Here is a 17,505-nt window from a genome sequence, read left to right on the forward strand (position 1 = left end):
GGAGGCCCGCCATGCATGGTTCCGCTGCGGATACCATTCTCAAGATCACCGATGTCACCAAGTCCTTCGGGCAGGTCGCCGCCCTCAAGGGGATGCGGCTCGAGGTCCGGCGCGGCCGGGTGCATACGCTGCTCGGCGAAAACGGCGCCGGCAAATCGACCTTGATGAAGATTCTCGCCGGCGTGCACGGGGCAACGTCGGGAGAGATCGTTCTCGACGGGCAGCCCTACCGGCCCGCCAACCCGCAGGAAGCCGCCTCGCTCGGGCTGGCGATCGTCTTCCAGGAATTGAGCCTCTGCAACAATCTGACGGTCGCTGAGAACATCCTCGCCACGCGCGAGCCACGCCGTTTCGGCTTCATCAACGACAAGGCGCTCGTCGCAGAGGCGCAACGGATCGTAGCCGACCTCGGACTTCCCATCGACGTGACGGAGAAGGTCGGCAATCTCTCGATCGCCCAGCGACAGCTCGTCGAGATCGCCAAGGGCCTGAGCCATGATGCCAAGGTCGTCATTCTGGACGAGCCGACTTCCTCGCTCAGCGACAGCGAGGCCGAGATCCTCTTCGAGATCATCGGCCGGCTGAAGCAGCGCAACGCCGCGGTCATCTATATTTCGCACCGCATGGAAGAGATCATGCGGCTCAGCGACGACATCACCGTCATCAGAGACGGCGAATATGTCTCGACGCATGCGCGCGACGAAGTCACCATCGAGACGCTGATCGCATTGATGGTCGGACGCCGCATGGACGAAATCTACCCGCCGCCGATGCACCGTGTGGCGGCGGACGGCGCCCCGGTCCTTGCAGTCGACCGGTTGACGCGCGAAGGCGAGTTTCACGACGTGTCCTTCCACGTGCGCGCCGGTGAGATCCTCGGCTTCTTCGGGCTTGTCGGTTCGGGCCGCTCGGAGGTGATGAACGCGCTCTTCGGCATGAAGAACGCCGAAGGCACGGTTCGCCTCGATGGCGAGGCCGTGCGGTTCCGTTCCCCGGACGAGGCCATCGCCCGCGGCGTCGGTTTCGTGACGGAGAACCGGAAGGAAGAGGGCCTTGTCCTCGGCCACAGCGTCGAGTGGAACATATCCATGGCGGCTCTCGCGAACTTCGCCGGAGGTTTGGGCTTCATCCGCAACGGCGCGGAACGGGCGGCGGCATCCGAACAGGTCGGGAAGCTCTCCATCAAGACGAACTCGCTGGAAACGCCGGCGGGGGCCCTCAGCGGCGGCAACCAGCAGAAGATCGTGCTCGCCAAATGGCTGCTCACGCGACCCAGGGTGCTGATCCTCGACGAGCCGACCCGCGGCGTCGACGTCGGCGCGAAATTCGAGATCTACAAGATCATCCGCCAGCTGGCGGCCGAGGGAACGGCAATTCTGCTGATCTCCTCCGACCTGCCCGAAGTCCTGGGAATGAGCGACCGCGTGGTCGTCATGCATGAAGGCGCGCCCGGCGCCACGCTCGAAGGCTCCGCCCTCACTCCAGAGACGATCATGGCTCACGCGACAGGGTTTCAATCATGACACAGAACACAGCAGCCAAAGCCGCCCTCGTTCGGGCTCTCAAGCAATATGGCGGCATCTTCCTCTCGCTGGTGATGCTCTGCATCGTCTTTTCCTTCTTCAACCCGCGCTTCATGACGGTTGTAAACTTCATGAACATCCTGCAGCAGGTCGCCGTTGTCGCGATCGCGGCCTTCGGGATGACGTGGGTGATCCTGCTCGGCGAGATCGACCTTTCCGTCGGCTCGATCATCGCGGTGGCAGGAATGGTCGGGGCGCAATGCTTTGCCTTCGGGATGGGTTTCGTGCCGGCGATCGCGCTGACGCTCGTTGCCGGCGCCCTGATGGGAATGTTGAACGGGGTGCTGACGGCCAAGCTGCTCTTGCCGTCCTTCATCGTCACCGTCGCGACCATGGGTATCTATCGCGGCATGGTGAGCCTGCCCACCAACGGCGCGCCGGCCATGATCGAGAACGAAACCTGGACCGCAATCGGCACCGAGAGTTTCCTGGGGCTGCCGATCATCATCTGGGTCGTCGCCGTCCTCTTCGTCATCAATCAGATCGTGCTCAGCAAGACGAGCTTCGGCCGGCGCGCCTATCTGACCGGCGGCAACCGCGAGGCGGCCGTCTACTCCGGCATCAAGGTCGATCGGCTGAAGATCCTGATCTTCATGATCTCCGGCGTGATGGCGGCCATCAGCGGCATTCTGCTTTCCTCCCGCCTGTTCTCCGCACAGACCAATGCGGGCATGAGCTACGAGCTTGACGCCATCGCGGCGGCCGTTCTCGGCGGCACCAGCCTTGCCGGCGGCGTCGGAACCATGGTCGGCACGCTGATCGGCGCGCTCATCATCGGCGTGATGAACAACGGCATGAACATGCTCTCCGTCCCCTACTTCTATCAGCTGATCGTCAAGGGCCTGGTGATCCTCGTCGCCGTCTGGCTCGACGTCCGCGCCAAACAGGCAAAGCGCTGAACCCCGACACGAGTGACATCCACATGCACAAGATACTGACGATCGGCGAGATTCTCGTCGAAATCATCGCGACCGAGAAGGGTGACGGGTTCCGCCAGGCGACGCCGCTCATCGGCCCCTTCCCTTCAGGTGCACCGGCCATATTCATCGACCAGGCCGGGAAGCTCGGTCAGCCATGCGCGATCATCTCCCGCGTCGGAGGGGATGATTTCGGCACGGTCAACCTCGAACGCCTCAAGGGCGACGGCGTCGACATTTCCGGTATCGAGGTCGATCCGCTCGCCACGACCGGCAGCGCCTTCGTCCGCTACCGGCCCGATGGCAGCCGCGCTTTCGTCTTCAACATCCGCGACAGCGCCTGCGGCAAGATCATGCTCGACGAGCGAATGACCCGGCTCGTCGGCGAATGCAGCCATATCCATGTCATGGGCTCGTCGCTCTACGCGCCGAGCGTGGTCGAAAGCATTCTCGCCGCGATCGGGATCGTCAAGGCGGGCGGGGGCACCGTCTCCTTCGATCCAAATCTTCGCCCGGAGATCCTCAAAAGCCCCGGCATGCGCGAGGCGCTGCTTACGGTGCTCGCCGAGACGGATCTTTTCCTGCCGAGCGGAGACGAGCTTTTCCTCATCACCGAAGCCAAGACGGAAGGTCAGGCGGTCGCGGAGCTCCTCGCATCCGGCATCAAAGCCGTCGTCGTCAAACGCGGCGCAGCAGGCGCCAGCTATTTCGATGCCGTGACGGCACTCTCCCTGCCGGGCTTCCCTGTCGAGGAGGTGGACCCGACCGGGGCCGGCGATTGCTTCGGCGCCACCTTCGTCAGCTTCTGGCTCAACGGGGCGAGCCCCCTCGAGGCCCTTGAATTCGCCGCCGCTTCCGGCGCCCGCGCCGTCATGCACTTCGGCCCCATGGAAGGCGCTTCGACACGCGCGGAACTCGAACGATTCATCAGCGAGCAACAGGCCTGATCATGCAAGAGAACTATCTCATCGACATCGCCCGGTGGAGCGAGCGTCCCGGTCCGCGCGGCATACCGTCGATCTGTTCCGCGCACCCGCTCGTCATCGAAGCCGCCATGCTGCGTGCGCGCCGGGAGAATACGCCGGTGCTGATCGAGGCGACCTGCAACCAGGTCAATCAGGACGGCGGCTATACCGGAATGACGCCTGAGGATTTCACCCGCTTCGTCGGCGCCATCGCCGACCGGATCGCGTTCCCCCGGGAGAAGATCCTGCTCGGCGGCGACCATCTCGGCCCCAATCCCTGGAAGCATCTGCCCGCCGCGGAGGCGATGGCCAAGGCAGAGGCGATGATCGCGGCCTACGCGAAAGCAGGCTTCACCAAGCTGCATCTCGACACCAGCATGGGATGCGCCGGCGAACCGACGGCCTTGCCCGATGCCACGACGGCGGCCCGCGCGGCGCGGCTCGCGGCCGTCGCCGAAGACGCCATCGGCGGCCGTGGGGGCGTACTCCCGGTCTACATCATCGGCACCGAAGTCCCGATACCTGGTGGCGCGCTCGAAGAGCTGGACACCCTCGAGGTGACTGCTCCCGAAGCCGCCATCGAAACCGTGCGCGTCCATCGCGCGGCATTCGATGAAGCCGGCGCCGCCGGTGCCTTCAGCCGCGTCGTGGGCGCCGTCGTCCAGCCGGGCGTGGAATTCGGCAACGAGAACGTCATTGCCTATGATCGTGCCAGGGCCGAAAAGCTCAGCGCCACGCTGGGCCAACTTGACGGGATGGTCTTCGAGGCCCATTCCACCGATTACCAGACGCCGGATGCGCTTCGCCAACTGGTCGCCGACGGCTTCGCGATCCTGAAGGTCGGACCCGGCCTCACCTTTGCTCTTCGTGAAGCCCTCTACGGCCTCGACCAGATCGCTGCCTTTCTCTTTCCGGGCGCGCGCGAGCGGACGCTTGCCGAAGTCACGGAATCGGTGATGCGCGAGGAACCGGCGAACTGGGGCAAATACTATCACGGCTCGGCGGACGAGCAGCGCCTCCAGCGGCACTTCTCCTATAGCGACCGCATACGCTATTACTGGCCGCATCCGAAGGCCGCTGCAGCCGTGGACGAACTCATGTCTCTGCTCGACGGCGTTGCGATCCCGGAAACGCTGATCAGCCAGTTTCTCGCCGGCAGCTACGCGCGCGTTCGCAATGGCGAGGTCGCGCCGCAGGCCAAGCCGTTGGCGCTTGCCGCCGTCGACGCCGTTCTGCAGGACTATTTCGCAGCGTGCCGGGTCTAGATCAAGACGTCAGAGCGGGATGCGGGCGGAAAGCCGCGCACACTTTTCCTCAACCCGCTCTAGCGGAAGCTCCGTGATCGGTGAATATTCCGAAAGACCAAATCAGATGAGCGGGGACGCTTCGACCGTGACCAGACAGATCAAGACGATGGAGGATTTTTCGGAGTTCGTCGGACTGTCGCGCCCCACCGTCTCCAAATATTTCAACGACCCCTCATCGGTGCGCAAGAAGACACGCGACGCCATCGAGGCGGCGATAAAGCAATCGGGCTTTCGGCCGAACATCTTCGCCGTCAACCTGAACCGCCGCCGCACCAATATCCTCGGGGTCATCGTGCCCAACTCGACGGACCCGTTCTACATGGCGCTGACGCGGCGCATCGAGCACATTGCCGATCAGGCGGGATTCCTCGCCTTCGTCCTTTCCTCGGACGGCAGGCCCGAGATGGAAGAACGGGCGATCGAAACCTTCAAGTCGATGAACGTCGCCGGCGCGATCATCGCGCCGCTCGGCGTCCAGTCGCATCACCAGAAGCTGAGCGCGCTCGCACAAAGCATACCGCTGATCTATGTCGACTCGCCGCTCGACGACAGTTCCTCCTTCGTCGGAACCGACAACCGGCAGAGCTTCAGGCTGATGGTCGACTATCTCTGCCGTTCGGGTGGCCCGCCCTGCTATCTCGGCATGCCCCCGGTCAACAACAACGCCATGGCGCGCCAGGACGCTTATGTCGAGGCCATGCGGCAGCTGAAGATGAAGCCGGCGGTCGTAGAGACGACGGCATATGCCTCCTGGGACTTCGAGAAGTTCGGCTTCGACGAGACGCTGCGCATCCTGTCCAGTGGCGGCTTCCCGACGCAAACCGTTCTTTGCGCGAACGACCGCGTCGCCTTCGGCGTCATTGCCGCCGCGTTTCAGTCCGGCCTGAAGGTCGGGCGGGATGCCGACAGCGATCTGAGGGTCGCCGGCCATGACGACCATCCCTTGTCCCGCTACACCTGTCCGCCACTGACCACGGTCGCGCAGAACTACAACGAAATCGGCAGGCTGGCGATCGAACTGCTCCTGTTCAAGCTCGGCGATTCTTCGGGTAACGGTGAAGCCTTTCGCGACGACGAACGCATTTTGCTGAGCGCGGAGATCATGTTGCGCGGTTCGGCTTAGAACTCACCTGAACTGCGCGCACGGCGCAAGCGCGAGCGCTCCCGAGCCGGTCCACAGGACGCCCGTCAGGGCCAGGACCGTCAGAAGGCGCCCCGCGCGGATCAGGAAGGGCTGGTCGTCTCCCGGATCGGCACAGCGAAGCGCTTGCGCGAGCTTTCCCGGAAAAGAGAAGACCAGCAAGAGTGCTCCGGCCGCGGCGAGTGTGGCCACGACGATGGATCCCGGAACGATGGTGGTCGCCCACGGCCCCGCGGCGGCGCATGCCACGGCGTGGAAAGTATAGACGGCAAGCAGATGTCCACCCCAAAGGATCGGCCCGGCCAGAAGGAAGAGAATTGCGCCGGCAATGGGTGGTTCGCGGACGGGATCGTTCATGACGCACCTATCCGATCAGTCGCGGGAAGCCGTGAATCAGTCCGAGGCCCAGCAGCGACTGGGCGACGGCGTAGTGATAGAGCAGCGCGTAGCTGTCGTAGGTCACCCGCCGTACGGCATCCAGCTTCCCGGCCAGATGCCGCGCCATCGCGAACAGTCCCATGATCAGCAGGGCGAAGACGAGTTGAGCGAAGAGAACGGCGCCGAGATAAACCATGGCTCCGTACGCGTTCCCATCGGGGCTCAAGCCGGTCGCCAAGTGTCCCCGGAGTTCAAGTGCGAACGCACCCGTCAGGCAGGCGAGCGAAAGAAGCAGAGCGGCCGCCATTGCCACGCGCGATGCCGAGAACATCCCCAGCCTGCGGCTGACAAGCCATAAGATACCCGAGCCGGCAAGAAGCAGCGCCGCGGACCCCAAGGGCCAGCGAAGGGGCGGTGGTTCCGGAGAACCGGCCGGTGCCCAGACCTCCGGCGAGACGACCCAGAGGAAAAGGTAGGAAAAGACATAGGCGAGATAGAGGGACGCCGCAACGAACATCAGGACCACCATCGCCCACCAGGAATGCGACGTCGGTCCGCTCATATAGGTGGGAAGGCGGACGCCCTTGGCGATTTCGATCATGCCTTTCGACGGCCCGGGGTCGAGCCCCCAGGCCCAGACGAGGATGAAGGCGATGGCGAGGACTCCGCAGATCGTCGCGATCGTCACCATCTTGACCGTCAGCAGCAGGAAGAACGCCGCCGTGAAGACGGCCGCGAGGAAAGGCGGCCAGCCGGGACCGGGCATCTGGATGACATATTGCGGACGGGCATGGATCGGCGAGGTCACGATCGTTTCCCGCCAACCGGTCGGAGCGTTTGGAAGATAGTGATGGCCGTCGCGTACCTCCTGAGGGAGACTCGGCCGATCCCAGAGCGGTTCGCGACTGGTGATGTGAGGGATGCTTCGGGTGGAGTAGACGTCGTTCGGCAGCCATTCGAGCGTGCCCGCCCCCCAAGGGTTCTCGTGAGGTCCGTTGCCGGGGCGGAACTTCGCGGCGAGATCCACCAGAAACACGAGTACGCCGGCGGCAAGCACATAGGTCCCCACGGTTGAGATGAGGTTCAGCGTGTCCCAGCCCATGTCGCCGGGATAGGTCCAGACGCGCCGCGGCATGCCTCTGAGACCGGTCAGATGCATCGGCAGAAAGGTGACGTTGAAGCCGATGAAGATCAGCCAGAAAACCCACCGGCCCAACCGTTCCGAGAGCATCCGGCGGCTGAAGAGCGGCATCCAGTAATAGATCGCCGCAAACAGCGGGAAGACGAACCCGCCGATCAGCACGTAGTGGAAATGTGCAACCACGAAGTAGGTGTCGTGTACCTGATGGTCGAAGGGCACCATGGCCACCATGACGCCGGTAAGCCCGCCAAGGGTGAAAATGAACAGGAAGCCGAGAATGAACAGCGATGCGGTCGTTATTCGGAAGCGCTCCCGTCCCGCGGCGATGGTCGCGATCCACGAAAAGACCTGGATGCCCGAGGGAACGGCGACCGCCATGCTGGCGGCGGAGAAGAAGGCGAGGCTCAGCGCCGGAATGCCTGTCGTGAACATGTGGTGCACCCAGAGCCCGAAGCTGAAAAAGCCCGTGCCGATCAAGGCGACGACGATCAGGTGATAGCCCACGAGCGGTGTGCGGGCCATGGTCGGTACCATCATCGAGACGAGGCCCGCGGCCGGAAGGAAGATGATGTAGACTTCCGGGTGCCCGAAGAACCAGAAGAGATGCTGCCAGAGCAGCGGATCTCCCCCCAGCGCGGCGGTGAAGAAGGGCCAGCCGAACGCCCGCTCGATCTCCAGCATCATCGTCGCCAGGATCACTGCCGGGAAGGCGAACATGATCATGCTGGCGAAGATCAGCATCGTCCAGGCGAAGATCGGCATCCTGGCGAGCGACATGCCCGGCGGCCTTGTCCTCAGCGCGCCAACGACGATCTCCACCGCCCCGGCAATCGCCGAAATCTCGATGAAGCCGATGCCGAGCAGCCAGAAATCGGCGTTGTCACCCGGCGAATATTCCATGAGCGTCAGCGGCGGATACATGAACCAGCCGCCTTTCGGCGCGAGGTCGTAGAAGATGGTCGAGAAGAAGACCAGCCCGCCGACCACATAGGCCCAGATCGCGAAGGCGCTGAGGCGCGGAAAAGGCAGATCGCGCGCCGCCAGCATCTGCGGCAGCAGCATGACACCGAGCGCCTCGACCGCCGGCACGGCAAAGAGGAACATCATCGTCGTGCCGTGGACCGTGAACATCTGATTGTAGAGGTCCTGGTCTATGAGGCGATTGTCGCCGAGGGCGAGCTGCGTGCGCATGACGACGGCCAGCAGACCGGCCATGAGGAAGAAGAGAAACGCGACGCCGATATAGAGAAGACCGATCACCGTATTGTTGACGGCCGTCACCAGCCGCCAACCGCGCGGCGTCGCCCAGATGCGCTCCAGTTCACGGACCTCGCCTTCGGGCCGGGTATCGGGATTTGGCAGTTCCATCATCCGCCTCCGCCGCCAGTGTCGCGCAGGAAATAGAGGACGACCAGCCCCGCCAGGTAAACGGTGAGGACCGCGAAGGAGTCGTAACCCATCCTGAAGATCGTCCGGTCCCGCCGTTCGACCAGCCCGATGAAGAAGATCGCCGTGACCGTGATCGCGATCAGCGCTGCAAAGGCTTCGAAGCGTCCGGCGCCGTTCATCACCGCGTCGGCACCTCCGGTGATATCGACGATGAAAAGAAGGAAGAGATCAATGAGGTTCGTGCCGAAGATATCCGACATGGCCATGGTATAGAGGCCGGCACGCGTGGCGCTGAACACCGTGCTGACTTCCGGCAGCGACGTCGCAATCGCCACGAGAACCGCGCCGATGAAGCTCTGGCCGAGTCCGGTCGCTTCGGCGATCGCATCTCCGGAACGCGACAGCAGATAGCCTGCGACGATGATGACGGCGCCGCAGCCGGCAGTCGCCCAGCCCACCTCGCGCAGCGATTTCTCCTTGCTGTCTTCGGCCTCCTTCCGCGCCCTCTCTTCCTCCTTTTCGGGCGTGACCTCCTCGTCATTCGCTATCCAGGGCTTGTCGCGCTTCGACCGTGACAAGACCCACATGCCGAAGCCCGTGACCGCTGCAAGCAACCACATCCACACGCCCGAGAAAAGCACCGGCACGTCCCCCACCACGATCGAGGCGGCGACGATCGACAGGAGAAGGATTTTGAAGCCACCCTGCAGCATGACGACCGGATCGGGAATGACCGAAGTCAGCGCCTGGCGGCCGATCAGCATGTCGGCAAAGGCGAGGATCGCCACCTGCATGACGATGCCGCCGAGGATGCTGTTGACCGCGAGACTGGCGTCACCGCTGAGCGACGAGGTCACGCCTACCGCCAGCTCCGGGAGCGAAGTGATGCCGCCGAGAAGCACGACGCCGATGAAGGCCTGGCCTACGCCCGTCTTCTCGCTGATCGCATTGGCATAGCCGGTGATCCTGACGCCTGCCATCCAGACTGCCACGGCCGCCCCCGCGAAAATCGCAAGATTCAGCCAAAGTCCAAGGCCGGCGAAGTCAAGCATAGGTCACCTCAACTGGTCCAGATAGGCGGCGAGCTGCCGCAATTCGTCGTCGGTGAAGATTTCGTATGGCGGCATCAGATTTTCCGGCTTCACGTGCTGGCCGTCGCGGATCCAGCGGACGAAGGCGGCGACATCGTTCTCGAGCGTGGCAGCGGCAAGCGAGTGCCGGCTGCCCACATGCGTGAGATCGGGGCCGATCGTACCCCGGGCATCCGTGCCGCGGACCCGGTGGCATGCGGCACAGCCGGAGGAGAGGAACAGCGCCTGCCCTGCGGCCTGATCCTGTTTCGCAGCCGAGGCGTCGCCGGCCTCACCTGCCAGCCAGGAGGAAAACTGATCTTCGGGCATGGCGATCACGTAAAAGGACATGAAGGCATGCGGCCCGCCGCAATATTCCGCACATTGGCCGCGACTGATGCCGGCCTTCGTCGCTTGAAGCGTCAGCGTGTTGGTATGGCCGGGGATCATGTCGAGCTTGCCGGCGAGCCGCGGCACCCAGAAGCTGTGAATAACGTCTGCCGATGTCAGTTCCAATTCCACCGGCCGCCCGACAGGCAGCCTGATTTCGTTGGCGCTCTCGATGCGGCGACCGGTCTCGTCGACATAGGTCACCCGCCACCACCAGCGCTCGCCTACGACCTCGATGCGCAATCCGCCCTGCGAACGGGCCGCAGTGGTGCCGGGCGCCATAAGATAGAAGCCATAGCCCAGCAGGACGCTGAGAGCGAGGATCGGGAAAACGAGACCGCCACCGATGACCACCCTTTCGCCCGCGATGCGGGCACGCCAGCGCTCACCGCCGAAAAGCGCGACCGCCGTGATCAGGCAGACCCCGACGAGAATGGCGGTAGAGAACAGGATCAGCAGCCAACTGAGCGTGCCGATGCGCTCGGCTTCCGCTCCGGAAGGATCGAGCGCAGACTGCAGCCCGGCGCAGCCCTGCAGCGCGAGAGCGCTTGCCACCGCGAAATATCGGGCGAGCCTCATCGGTTCGCCTCCGTCATCGGCGCTGTGGCGCTTCCCGGAGGCAGTGAGCCCAGATAGGCGGCGACGTCTTCGATCTGCGCTTCGTCCAGTGCGCCGGCAACCGCCGTCATGATCCTCCCATAGGGGGTCCCGATCCGCCCGCCGCGCCGCCAGAGCCGTATCTGCTCCTCTATGTACTCGGCATGCTGGCCGGCGAGGACCGGAAACTGCTGCGATTGACGTCCGGAATGGCAGCTCAGGCAGGCCGGTACGCCCTGATGCGCGATGCCGCGCCTGGCTATGGCTTCGCCGCGCCTGAGTTGCTCAGGGTCAGGTGGCGCCGATTGGTTTCCGGCGGTTGGCTGAAGCGCCGAGTAATGCGCTGCCAGCTCCCGCATGGCGTCCTCTGACAGAAGGTCGGCGACCGGTTCCATGGCACCGCTCGCCCGGGCACCCTGCGCATATTCCTGGAGACTGCGCAGGAGATAGGCTTCGGGCAGTCCCGCGAGCCGCGGTACACGGTCGCCGTTCGTGCCTGTGCCTTCGCGTTCATGGCAGCGCCCGCAGGCGGTCAAGGCGCTGCCGCTCACGGATCCCTCATCTCTACTCGCCTGGCTGCGCGTGAGGCCTGCCAGGTCGGGATAATTGCCTGCCGTTGCGGGCAGGCTTGCGAGGAATGCCGTGACGGCCCAGACTTCGTCGTCGCGCCGGGTATTCGGCCATGCCGGCATGCCGGTATATTTGAGGCCGTGCTTGACGATCCAGAAGATCTCCTCCGGCGGGCGGCGCTTGCCGATGTCCATCAGATCCGGAGGCGGGGGCAGCATGCCGCTGACGATCGGATTTATCTCTTCGCCGGGGCGGTTGTGGCACGCTACGCACGCACCTTCGAAATGGGATGCACCGAGTCGGATCATGCCATCGTCATCGAGCGGCGGAACTTCGATCGTAAAGCTTCGGTTGTCGATCGATCGTTCGCGGATCAGCGTCAGGATCCATGTCGTAATCCGCAGGTGGTCCTTGGAGGCCGCGACGTTGTAGACGCCGGACCAGACGAACACGACGCCCGCGGTCACGAGCAGCACGGCGCCGACCCCGACGATTTTCGCAACCGCCGTCCAGTGGAGGTTTCTCAGGTCCACGCTGCTGCACCTGCTCTGGATCCGGCCTCGTCTTCCTCCATTGTCAAAAGCCAGCGCGCGGCAATCACGATCCCTGCGAGAACATAGGTCACAGGACAGGCGACCAGCATGATAAGCCCCGCGAGCTGCTGATCGGCCAAAGTTGCGTTCAGGGTTCCAGTTGCATGCGCCGTGTGGGATGCAGCGAAAGCGGGGTAGAGCGCTCGCGGCGCGAAGACGAAGAGTACGGCGAGAAGACAATAGAGCTTGCTGGTCATCAGAAGGGCAACGATCGGTTGCCAGGAACGCTTGCCATGAAGAAGCAGGACCGCCCGCCAGAACAGGAATGCGGTCAGGAACAGGCTGGCATTCATGAGCAAATGAACTGTGGGAAATTCCAGGGCCCGCTTGAGAAATGGCGGCGCATGCCAGGCCCAGAGGGCGGCGATCTGCGCAAGTGTCGCAAGCGGCAGAGCCCACCCGGCGATTTCCCGCCGCTGCGGCCGACCCCAAGTCATTGCGACTGCAGCCAAGGGCGCGGCGAGGTTCATCAGCAGGATGTGCACTGCCATATGCGTCGCCAACGGCCCCATCACGCCCCCTAGTCCTCCGAGCGGCTGACCAAGACCCCGCCGGTCAGGTTTCAGAAAGGTCGCCGGCGCAGGCCGCCGGTCGAAACACGGCATCGAATTACTGTGTCGCAAGGCGAAACTGTTTGGGGTGCTTCATGGTTCCAATCCGCACCTCCTGTGGTTGCGTAGACGGTCGAACCGCCCGCCGCGAGCGCTCCCGGAACAAATGGGCGGGCCCGAGGTTTCAACGGTCGACCGAACAGGAGGCGCCGATGAATTTAAATTCCGCATCGACTGCCGCGACCGTCACCACCCCGGTCCATTCGTTGCTCGTGCCGTTTCCGGTCGTCTGTTTTACGCTCGCCCTTCTGACCGATATCGCCTTCTGGCAGACGGGACATATCATGTGGCAGAACTTCTCCGCTTGGCTGCTCTTTGCCGGCATCATTGCCGGCGTGATTGCTGGCGTGGCCGGTGTATTGGAGTTCCTGTTTCGAAGGGAGCGGCGTAGGCAAGGGGCGGTTTGGCTCCATGTAATCGGCTACGTCCTCGTCCTCGGTCTCGCCTTCGTCAACAACCTCGTCCATGCCGCCGATGGCTGGACGGCTGTGGTACCCTACGGGTTGATCCTCTCCGCGGCGACGGTGCTTCTGACGATCCTCTTCGCTTTGCTTGGCCGCGCCACCCTCTACAGGCAATCCGGAGTGAGCGGTTATGAATAGCTCTGCCTTCTTCCGTGCAAGATTCCTCATCGGAACCGGCGTTCTCCTCCTGGCGCTCGCAGGCTGCAGCGATGACGGCGCGGATTTCGATGTTTCGCAGCAGATCGGCCCCGATCCGGTCTTGCCGGAACCGACATCGGAACTCATGCCGGACATGAAGATCGCCGAGGTCGTCGGCTGGCAGGACGGCACGACACCGAGCGTTCCCGACAATCTCGTCATTGCCGCCTACGCGAAGGACCTTGCCAATCCGAGGACCGTCCATACGCTGCCGAACGGCGACGTTCTCGTCGTTCAATCGCGCGAACCCTCGGGCAAGCCGATAGAGCGGCCGAAGGACATGATCCGGGGTTGGATCATGTCCATGGCCCACGGCGGTGGTGCCGGCCCCGAAAAGGAAAGCAATCTGATCACGCTGCTCCGCGATACCGATCGCGACGGAACGGTGGACGAACGCCACGACCTGCTGACGGGGCTCAATTCTCCTTTCGGAGTGGCCTGGCACGACGGAACGCTTTACGTGGCTGCGGCCGATGCGATCCTCGCCTATCCCTATCAGCTCGGGCAGGCGGAGATCACCGGCGAGCCGCGGGTTCTAACACCGCTTCCTGGTGGCCCGATCAACCATCACTGGACCAAGGATCTGGCCCTCAGCCCCGACGGGCGCTACCTCTATGCCTCCGTCGGTTCCAACTCCAACGTGGCCGAGCGCGGGCTCGAGGCCGAAAAGGGCCGCGCTGCGATCTGGCAGGTAGATCGGGAAACGGGTGCGGCCCGCGTCTTCGCGTCCGGCCTTCGCAACCCGAACGGGTTGATCTTCCATCCTGAGACCGGCGTGCTCTGGACGGTCGTCAACGAGCGTGACGAGCTGGGGCCGAATCTGGTGCCGGACTACATGACCTCGGTGCAGGAAGGCGCTTTCTACGGCTGGCCATGGAGCTATTACGGCGCCCATGTGGACGAGCGGGTCCATCCGCCGCGGCCCGACATGGTCGAGAAAGCGATCCCCCCGGACTATGCTCTTTCCAGCCACGTCGCCGCCCTGGGCCTGGTCTTCTCCAACGGCTCCGCCTTGCCGGAGCCCTTCGCCAACGGCGCCTTCATAGGCGAGCACGGCAGCTGGAACCGCAGCAGCTTCAACGGCTACAAGGTCGTCTATGTCCCATTCGAAAACGGCCGGCCGGCCGGGAAGGCTCAGGACGTCGTGACCGGCTTCATCGAAGGCGATCAGGCTCGCGGTCGTCCGGTCGGCGTTGCGATCGACGGGACCGGGGCGCTGCTTGTGGCCGACGACGCCGGCAACACCGTCTGGCGCGTCGCCGGAGCCGACGGCAGGGTCACACCGAGCCCTGTCGGTACGGACGGACAGGGGGATAGCGCGGTCACCAGTGAAGCCAGCCCGCCAGCGGGTGAGACAGGAGGGACATCCGGACGGGCCGCTCCTCCCGCAACTGGTGCCACGCCTCCGGAGCCGCCGCAGACCGATGTCGCGCCGGCTACTCTGCCGAGGGCTACGGAACAGGGATCACCGGAGCCACAGCAATAATTCCCGATCTAATCCTCGGCGTCGCCGACCGTGTCGGCGACATAGGCATCGCGCTTTCCGAGCTCCTTGGGCCGCCCTGTCGTTGAATCCCTCGCCGTCTGATGTTCCAGCTCGGCATTGAGTTCAGCACCGATGATGACGATCATGGTGGATATCCAGATCCAGAGCATGAAGCCGATCAGCGTGCCGAGAGCGCCGTAGGTGGCATTGTAGTTTGCAAAATTGTCGATGTAATACGAGAACGCCAGGGACGCGACGAGCCAGCAGATCGTGCTCAGGGCCGCACCCCAGGTAAGCCACCTGAGTTTGGCCGGCTCCCGGCTAGGACCGTAGCGATAGATCAGGGTGATGCCCGCCGCTACGAGCAACAGCATCACGGGCCAGCGCACGAACCTGAGGAGACCTTCCAGTTCCAGGTGGAGAAAGGCCAGCACTGCCGGCAATATGGCAATGGCCGCGATGAGGACGGCGGTCAGGATCAAACCGGCCAGCGTGAAGCCGATGCTTAACAGTGCCAGCCGGACGAAGCCGCGCTTTTCCGTCTCGTCATAGGCGATATTCATCGCTTCGAAAAGGGCGCCTACGCCGTTGCGCGCACTCCAGAGAGCGAAGAGCAACCCGCCTATGAAGCCGAGGCTCAGGCTGGACGTTTCCTGGGACGTCAGGGTTTCCAATTGATCGGTCATCATTTGAAGCGACTGCGCCGGGAGCACGGTGGCGAGCAATGTAGCCTGCTCGGCGATCGCGGCCGGATCGGAAACGAGACCGTAGATGGAGACGAGCGAGCCGAGCGCTGGAAATATGGAGAGGAGCACATAAAAGGTGACGCCGGCGGCAACGAGCGAAATCCGGTCCTCGCTGATCTGTGAAACCACCCGCCAGAAGACGTCACGCAGACCCCTGGCTGGAATTTCGCCCGGGCTGTCGGCCGCGCGTCCCCTGCCCCCCTCTTGAGCCTTTTCGTCAGTTCCCCTCTTTGCATCACCGGATTTCATCTGCTCTTCCTCACGGGTTCGAAAGTCCGCCGTGCCGCTGATCGGGCTTGCCGATGGCGGGCGATCGCGGGTGGCATTCGAACACGCCAGGCGATGGCTTGTTCCTTGCGATCTCCCCTATTCGGGCGCGAAATCCTTACTTCAAGGCACGACTTATTTTCTCATAGGAAGTGCTCCATGCTCTCGTGACACGTATTCGGATTTGAAAGAACTGAATCATGAAGCCTGCGACGCTGCGTCTGACCGCCATATTTTTGTCTGCGGCTACTCCGTTTCTTCCGGCGATCGCGGGGAATGTGCAGCACGAAAAGGGAAAAGTTCGAAGTCAAAGCCTGGCGATGAAGAATTTTGTAGATACCAATCCCGACTGCCTCGAGTTCAATGATCAATGCTCTCTATGTTCGTTGATCGACGGAGTGGCCGAGTGCTCCTCGCCCAAGATCGCATGTGTCAAGGGGGAGTATCGTTGCACGATGAGATCGAAATAAGTGGCACCTACATTGGCGGACGAACCGGGATTTCCAGCTTGGCACCGCGTTGTCATCTCGGAATGATGCTTATTCCCCCGTCCGCCTCGAGAACAGCGAATTTGATCTGGTCGAGGCGAGCCAGACCCTGCTGCTCTCGGGCCGCGACAAGTATGTCCTCGATGTCGATCCGGGCTCTTCTCACGGCGCGTTCGTCGACCTTCCCGTCGGCGATAAGCACCGTCGGCGTGCCGTCGAGAAACAGAGCGATCTTCGGCGACCATTGCTTGACGTAGGAGAGAACGATATCGACGCCGAAAAGCGTCAGGATGAGCAATGTTGCGTTGACGATGGAGAAGTCGTCGCCGAGCAGCGCCTGCTGAGTCGTCTCGGCGATGATGAGGAGCAGCACGAAGTCGAAGGTGGTCATCTGTGCAACCGTGCGCCGGCCGGAAAGCCGGAGCGCGGCGAGGAGTATAAAATAGATCGTAATACCGCGAACGACGGAGTCCATGACGTATCTCCTAGGGCCAGACGATCGTCCGCACCTCCTTTACCGGCTCGTCATCGATACTTGCCCGGTAGGAAACGACACCCGGAGTTTGGGCACGGAGGTGCAGAGTCAGCACGAGGGGCTGCCGCGAAGCGGACCGGAAGCGGTATACCAGCCCTTCATCGCCTGCTTCAGCGGAGAGCGGTGGCGGATCCATATCCTCCACCTGAAAGCTTTTGAAGAATTCGGGCGACAAGGTCAGGCGACGTTCGTTCTCGCCGCCGGCCAATGAAGCGTTCAGCGTCTCGGAAGCCTCCCAACGGCTGAAACGGGGCATATCGACGGCGCCACCGGCGAATGTCACGGTCTGCCTCTGTAGCCAGCCCCTTGAGCCGGTAACGCCCAGGACGGCGGCAAGCAGCGTCAGTCCAAAAACGATCCATGCGACGCGCTCTACTTTCCAGAAAAACTCCTGGAACGTGCGATGCTCTTCGATCTGCAATCCGTCCGGTCGAACTGGTGGTTGATCCAAAGCTTAGACCTCGCCCTTGAGCTTTGTAGAATGGCTGAACGGGCGGAAATGTTCCGTGAACCACCCTGTATGACGGCCCGCTTCCTTGCGTCGACGTCCGCCGCAGAACTCAAGCAGTGTCCACGCAGAAGGCAGCAGCCCGCGCCGCGCCGGTTCGTCGAAACGGGCGGCCTGGAATCCAGGTCTCCTACGACCGCATCGAATAGAAGGAGACGGGC

16 protein-coding genes are annotated in these 17,505 nt (G+C 63.2%); 7 read left to right on the forward strand and 9 right to left on the reverse strand.

Annotation, left to right across the window (positions count from 1 at the left end; genetic code table 11):
• The first annotated feature begins 11 nt into the window (after nt 1-11).
• The 5 genes from AC5J09_RS07435 (at nt 12) to AC5J09_RS07455 (ending at nt 5,895) form a co-directional block, all read left to right on the forward strand.
• Complete coding sequence (locus tag AC5J09_RS07435; protein WP_494297282.1) at nt 12-1,523, forward strand: sugar ABC transporter ATP-binding protein; 1,512 nt, start codon at nt 12-14, stop codon at nt 1,521-1,523.
• Nucleotides 1,520-2,482 (forward strand): ABC transporter permease, encoded by a 963-nt coding sequence (locus AC5J09_RS07440; protein WP_100670268.1) that lies wholly within the window; start codon nt 1,520-1,522, stop codon nt 2,480-2,482. Before AC5J09_RS07435 ends, AC5J09_RS07440 begins: the two co-directional genes overlap by 4 nt.
• A gap of 23 nt (nt 2,483-2,505) precedes the next feature.
• On the forward strand, nt 2,506-3,447 hold the full coding sequence (locus AC5J09_RS07445) for a tagatose kinase (protein ID WP_494297285.1): 942 nt from the start codon (nt 2,506-2,508) through the stop codon (nt 3,445-3,447).
• Between the two features lie 2 nt (nt 3,448-3,449).
• Nucleotides 3,450-4,730, forward strand: a complete 1,281-nt coding sequence (locus AC5J09_RS07450) for a D-tagatose-bisphosphate aldolase, class II, non-catalytic subunit (protein WP_494297287.1) — start codon at nt 3,450-3,452, stop codon at nt 4,728-4,730.
• Between the two features lie 106 nt (nt 4,731-4,836).
• Complete coding sequence (locus tag AC5J09_RS07455) at nt 4,837-5,895, forward strand: LacI family DNA-binding transcriptional regulator (RefSeq protein ID WP_494297288.1); 1,059 nt, start codon at nt 4,837-4,839, stop codon at nt 5,893-5,895.
• Nucleotides 5,896-5,898: 3 nt separating this feature from the next.
• On the opposite strand, the gene AC5J09_RS07460 is transcribed toward AC5J09_RS07455, so the two are convergent.
• From AC5J09_RS07460 to AC5J09_RS07485, 6 genes are read right to left on the reverse strand one after another with little or no spacing between them, the layout of a single operon-like run.
• Complete coding sequence (locus tag AC5J09_RS07460) at nt 5,899-6,270, reverse strand: hypothetical protein (protein ID WP_102762594.1); 372 nt, start codon at nt 6,268-6,270, stop codon at nt 5,899-5,901.
• 7 nt (nt 6,271-6,277) lie between these two features.
• Nucleotides 6,278-8,800: a cytochrome c oxidase subunit I gene (gene ctaD, locus AC5J09_RS07465; protein ID WP_494297289.1), complete on the reverse strand. Its 2,523-nt coding sequence runs from the start codon at nt 8,798-8,800 to the stop codon at nt 6,278-6,280.
• A complete protein-coding gene (locus AC5J09_RS07470) occupies nt 8,800-9,873 on the reverse strand; it encodes a sodium:calcium antiporter (RefSeq protein WP_437405751.1) in 1,074 nt (357 codons plus the stop codon). Before AC5J09_RS07470 ends, ctaD begins: the two co-directional genes overlap by 1 nt.
• Nucleotides 9,874-9,876: 3 nt before the next feature.
• Nucleotides 9,877-10,860, reverse strand: coding sequence for a cytochrome c oxidase subunit II (locus AC5J09_RS07475; RefSeq protein WP_494297291.1), 984 nt, complete (start codon nt 10,858-10,860; stop codon nt 9,877-9,879).
• Entirely contained in the window at nt 10,857-11,981 is a 1,125-nt protein-coding gene (locus AC5J09_RS07480) for a c-type cytochrome (protein ID WP_494297292.1), read from the reverse strand. Before AC5J09_RS07480 ends, AC5J09_RS07475 begins: the two co-directional genes overlap by 4 nt.
• On the reverse strand, nt 11,972-12,553 hold the full coding sequence (locus AC5J09_RS07485) for a cytochrome c oxidase assembly protein (protein ID WP_234819198.1): 582 nt from the start codon (nt 12,551-12,553) through the stop codon (nt 11,972-11,974). The genes AC5J09_RS07480 and AC5J09_RS07485 overlap by 10 nt, the downstream gene beginning before the upstream one ends.
• A 251-nt stretch (nt 12,554-12,804) precedes the next feature.
• On the opposite strand from AC5J09_RS07485, the gene AC5J09_RS07490 reads away from it, so the two are divergent.
• Nucleotides 12,805-13,254, forward strand: a complete 450-nt coding sequence (locus AC5J09_RS07490; protein WP_100670259.1) for a DUF2231 domain-containing protein — start codon at nt 12,805-12,807, stop codon at nt 13,252-13,254.
• A complete protein-coding gene (locus AC5J09_RS07495; RefSeq protein ID WP_494297294.1) occupies nt 13,247-14,800 on the forward strand; it encodes a PQQ-dependent sugar dehydrogenase in 1,554 nt (517 codons plus the stop codon). Before AC5J09_RS07490 ends, AC5J09_RS07495 begins: the two co-directional genes overlap by 8 nt.
• Nucleotides 14,801-14,808: 8 nt before the next feature.
• Here AC5J09_RS07495 and AC5J09_RS07500 read toward each other — a convergent pair whose 3' ends face one another.
• From AC5J09_RS07500 to AC5J09_RS07510, 3 genes are all read right to left on the reverse strand, one after another.
• On the reverse strand, nt 14,809-15,795 hold the full coding sequence (locus tag AC5J09_RS07500; protein WP_198516631.1) for a YihY/virulence factor BrkB family protein: 987 nt from the start codon (nt 15,793-15,795) through the stop codon (nt 14,809-14,811).
• A 540-nt stretch (nt 15,796-16,335) separates the two neighbouring features.
• Complete coding sequence (locus AC5J09_RS07505; protein WP_494297295.1) at nt 16,336-16,776, reverse strand: DUF421 domain-containing protein; 441 nt, start codon at nt 16,774-16,776, stop codon at nt 16,336-16,338.
• A gap of 10 nt (nt 16,777-16,786) precedes the next feature.
• Nucleotides 16,787-17,287: a hypothetical protein gene (locus tag AC5J09_RS07510; protein ID WP_100670254.1), complete on the reverse strand. Its 501-nt coding sequence runs from the start codon at nt 17,285-17,287 to the stop codon at nt 16,787-16,789.
• Between the last annotated feature and the right edge of the window lie 218 nt (nt 17,288-17,505).

The sequence above is a fragment of the Sinorhizobium sp. genome, from assembly GCF_059070375.1.

Coding starts and splice junctions, on each gene's coding strand:
- AC5J09_RS07490 (WP_100670259.1), top strand. CDS start 12,805: ATGAATTTAAATTCCGCATCGACTGCCGCGACCGTCACCACCCCGGTC.
- AC5J09_RS07450 (WP_494297287.1), top strand. CDS start 3,450: ATGCAAGAGAACTATCTCATCGACATCGCCCGGTGGAGCGAGCGTCCC.
- AC5J09_RS07470 (WP_437405751.1), bottom strand. CDS start 9,873: ATGCTTGACTTCGCCGGCCTTGGACTTTGGCTGAATCTTGCGATTTTC.
- ctaD (WP_494297289.1), bottom strand. CDS start 8,800: ATGGAACTGCCAAATCCCGATACCCGGCCCGAAGGCGAGGTCCGTGAA.
- AC5J09_RS07460 (WP_102762594.1), bottom strand. CDS start 6,270: ATGAACGATCCCGTCCGCGAACCACCCATTGCCGGCGCAATTCTCTTC.
- AC5J09_RS07485 (WP_234819198.1), bottom strand. CDS start 12,553: ATGGGGCCGTTGGCGACGCATATGGCAGTGCACATCCTGCTGATGAAC.
- AC5J09_RS07495 (WP_494297294.1), top strand. CDS start 13,247: ATGAATAGCTCTGCCTTCTTCCGTGCAAGATTCCTCATCGGAACCGGC.
- AC5J09_RS07500 (WP_198516631.1), bottom strand. CDS start 15,795: ATGAAATCCGGTGATGCAAAGAGGGGAACTGACGAAAAGGCTCAAGAG.
- AC5J09_RS07505 (WP_494297295.1), bottom strand. CDS start 16,776: ATGGACTCCGTCGTTCGCGGTATTACGATCTATTTTATACTCCTCGCC.
- AC5J09_RS07475 (WP_494297291.1), bottom strand. CDS start 10,860: ATGAGGCTCGCCCGATATTTCGCGGTGGCAAGCGCTCTCGCGCTGCAG.
- AC5J09_RS07435 (WP_494297282.1), top strand. CDS start 12: ATGCATGGTTCCGCTGCGGATACCATTCTCAAGATCACCGATGTCACC.
- AC5J09_RS07445 (WP_494297285.1), top strand. CDS start 2,506: ATGCACAAGATACTGACGATCGGCGAGATTCTCGTCGAAATCATCGCG.
- AC5J09_RS07455 (WP_494297288.1), top strand. CDS start 4,837: ATGAGCGGGGACGCTTCGACCGTGACCAGACAGATCAAGACGATGGAG.
- AC5J09_RS07440 (WP_100670268.1), top strand. CDS start 1,520: ATGACACAGAACACAGCAGCCAAAGCCGCCCTCGTTCGGGCTCTCAAG.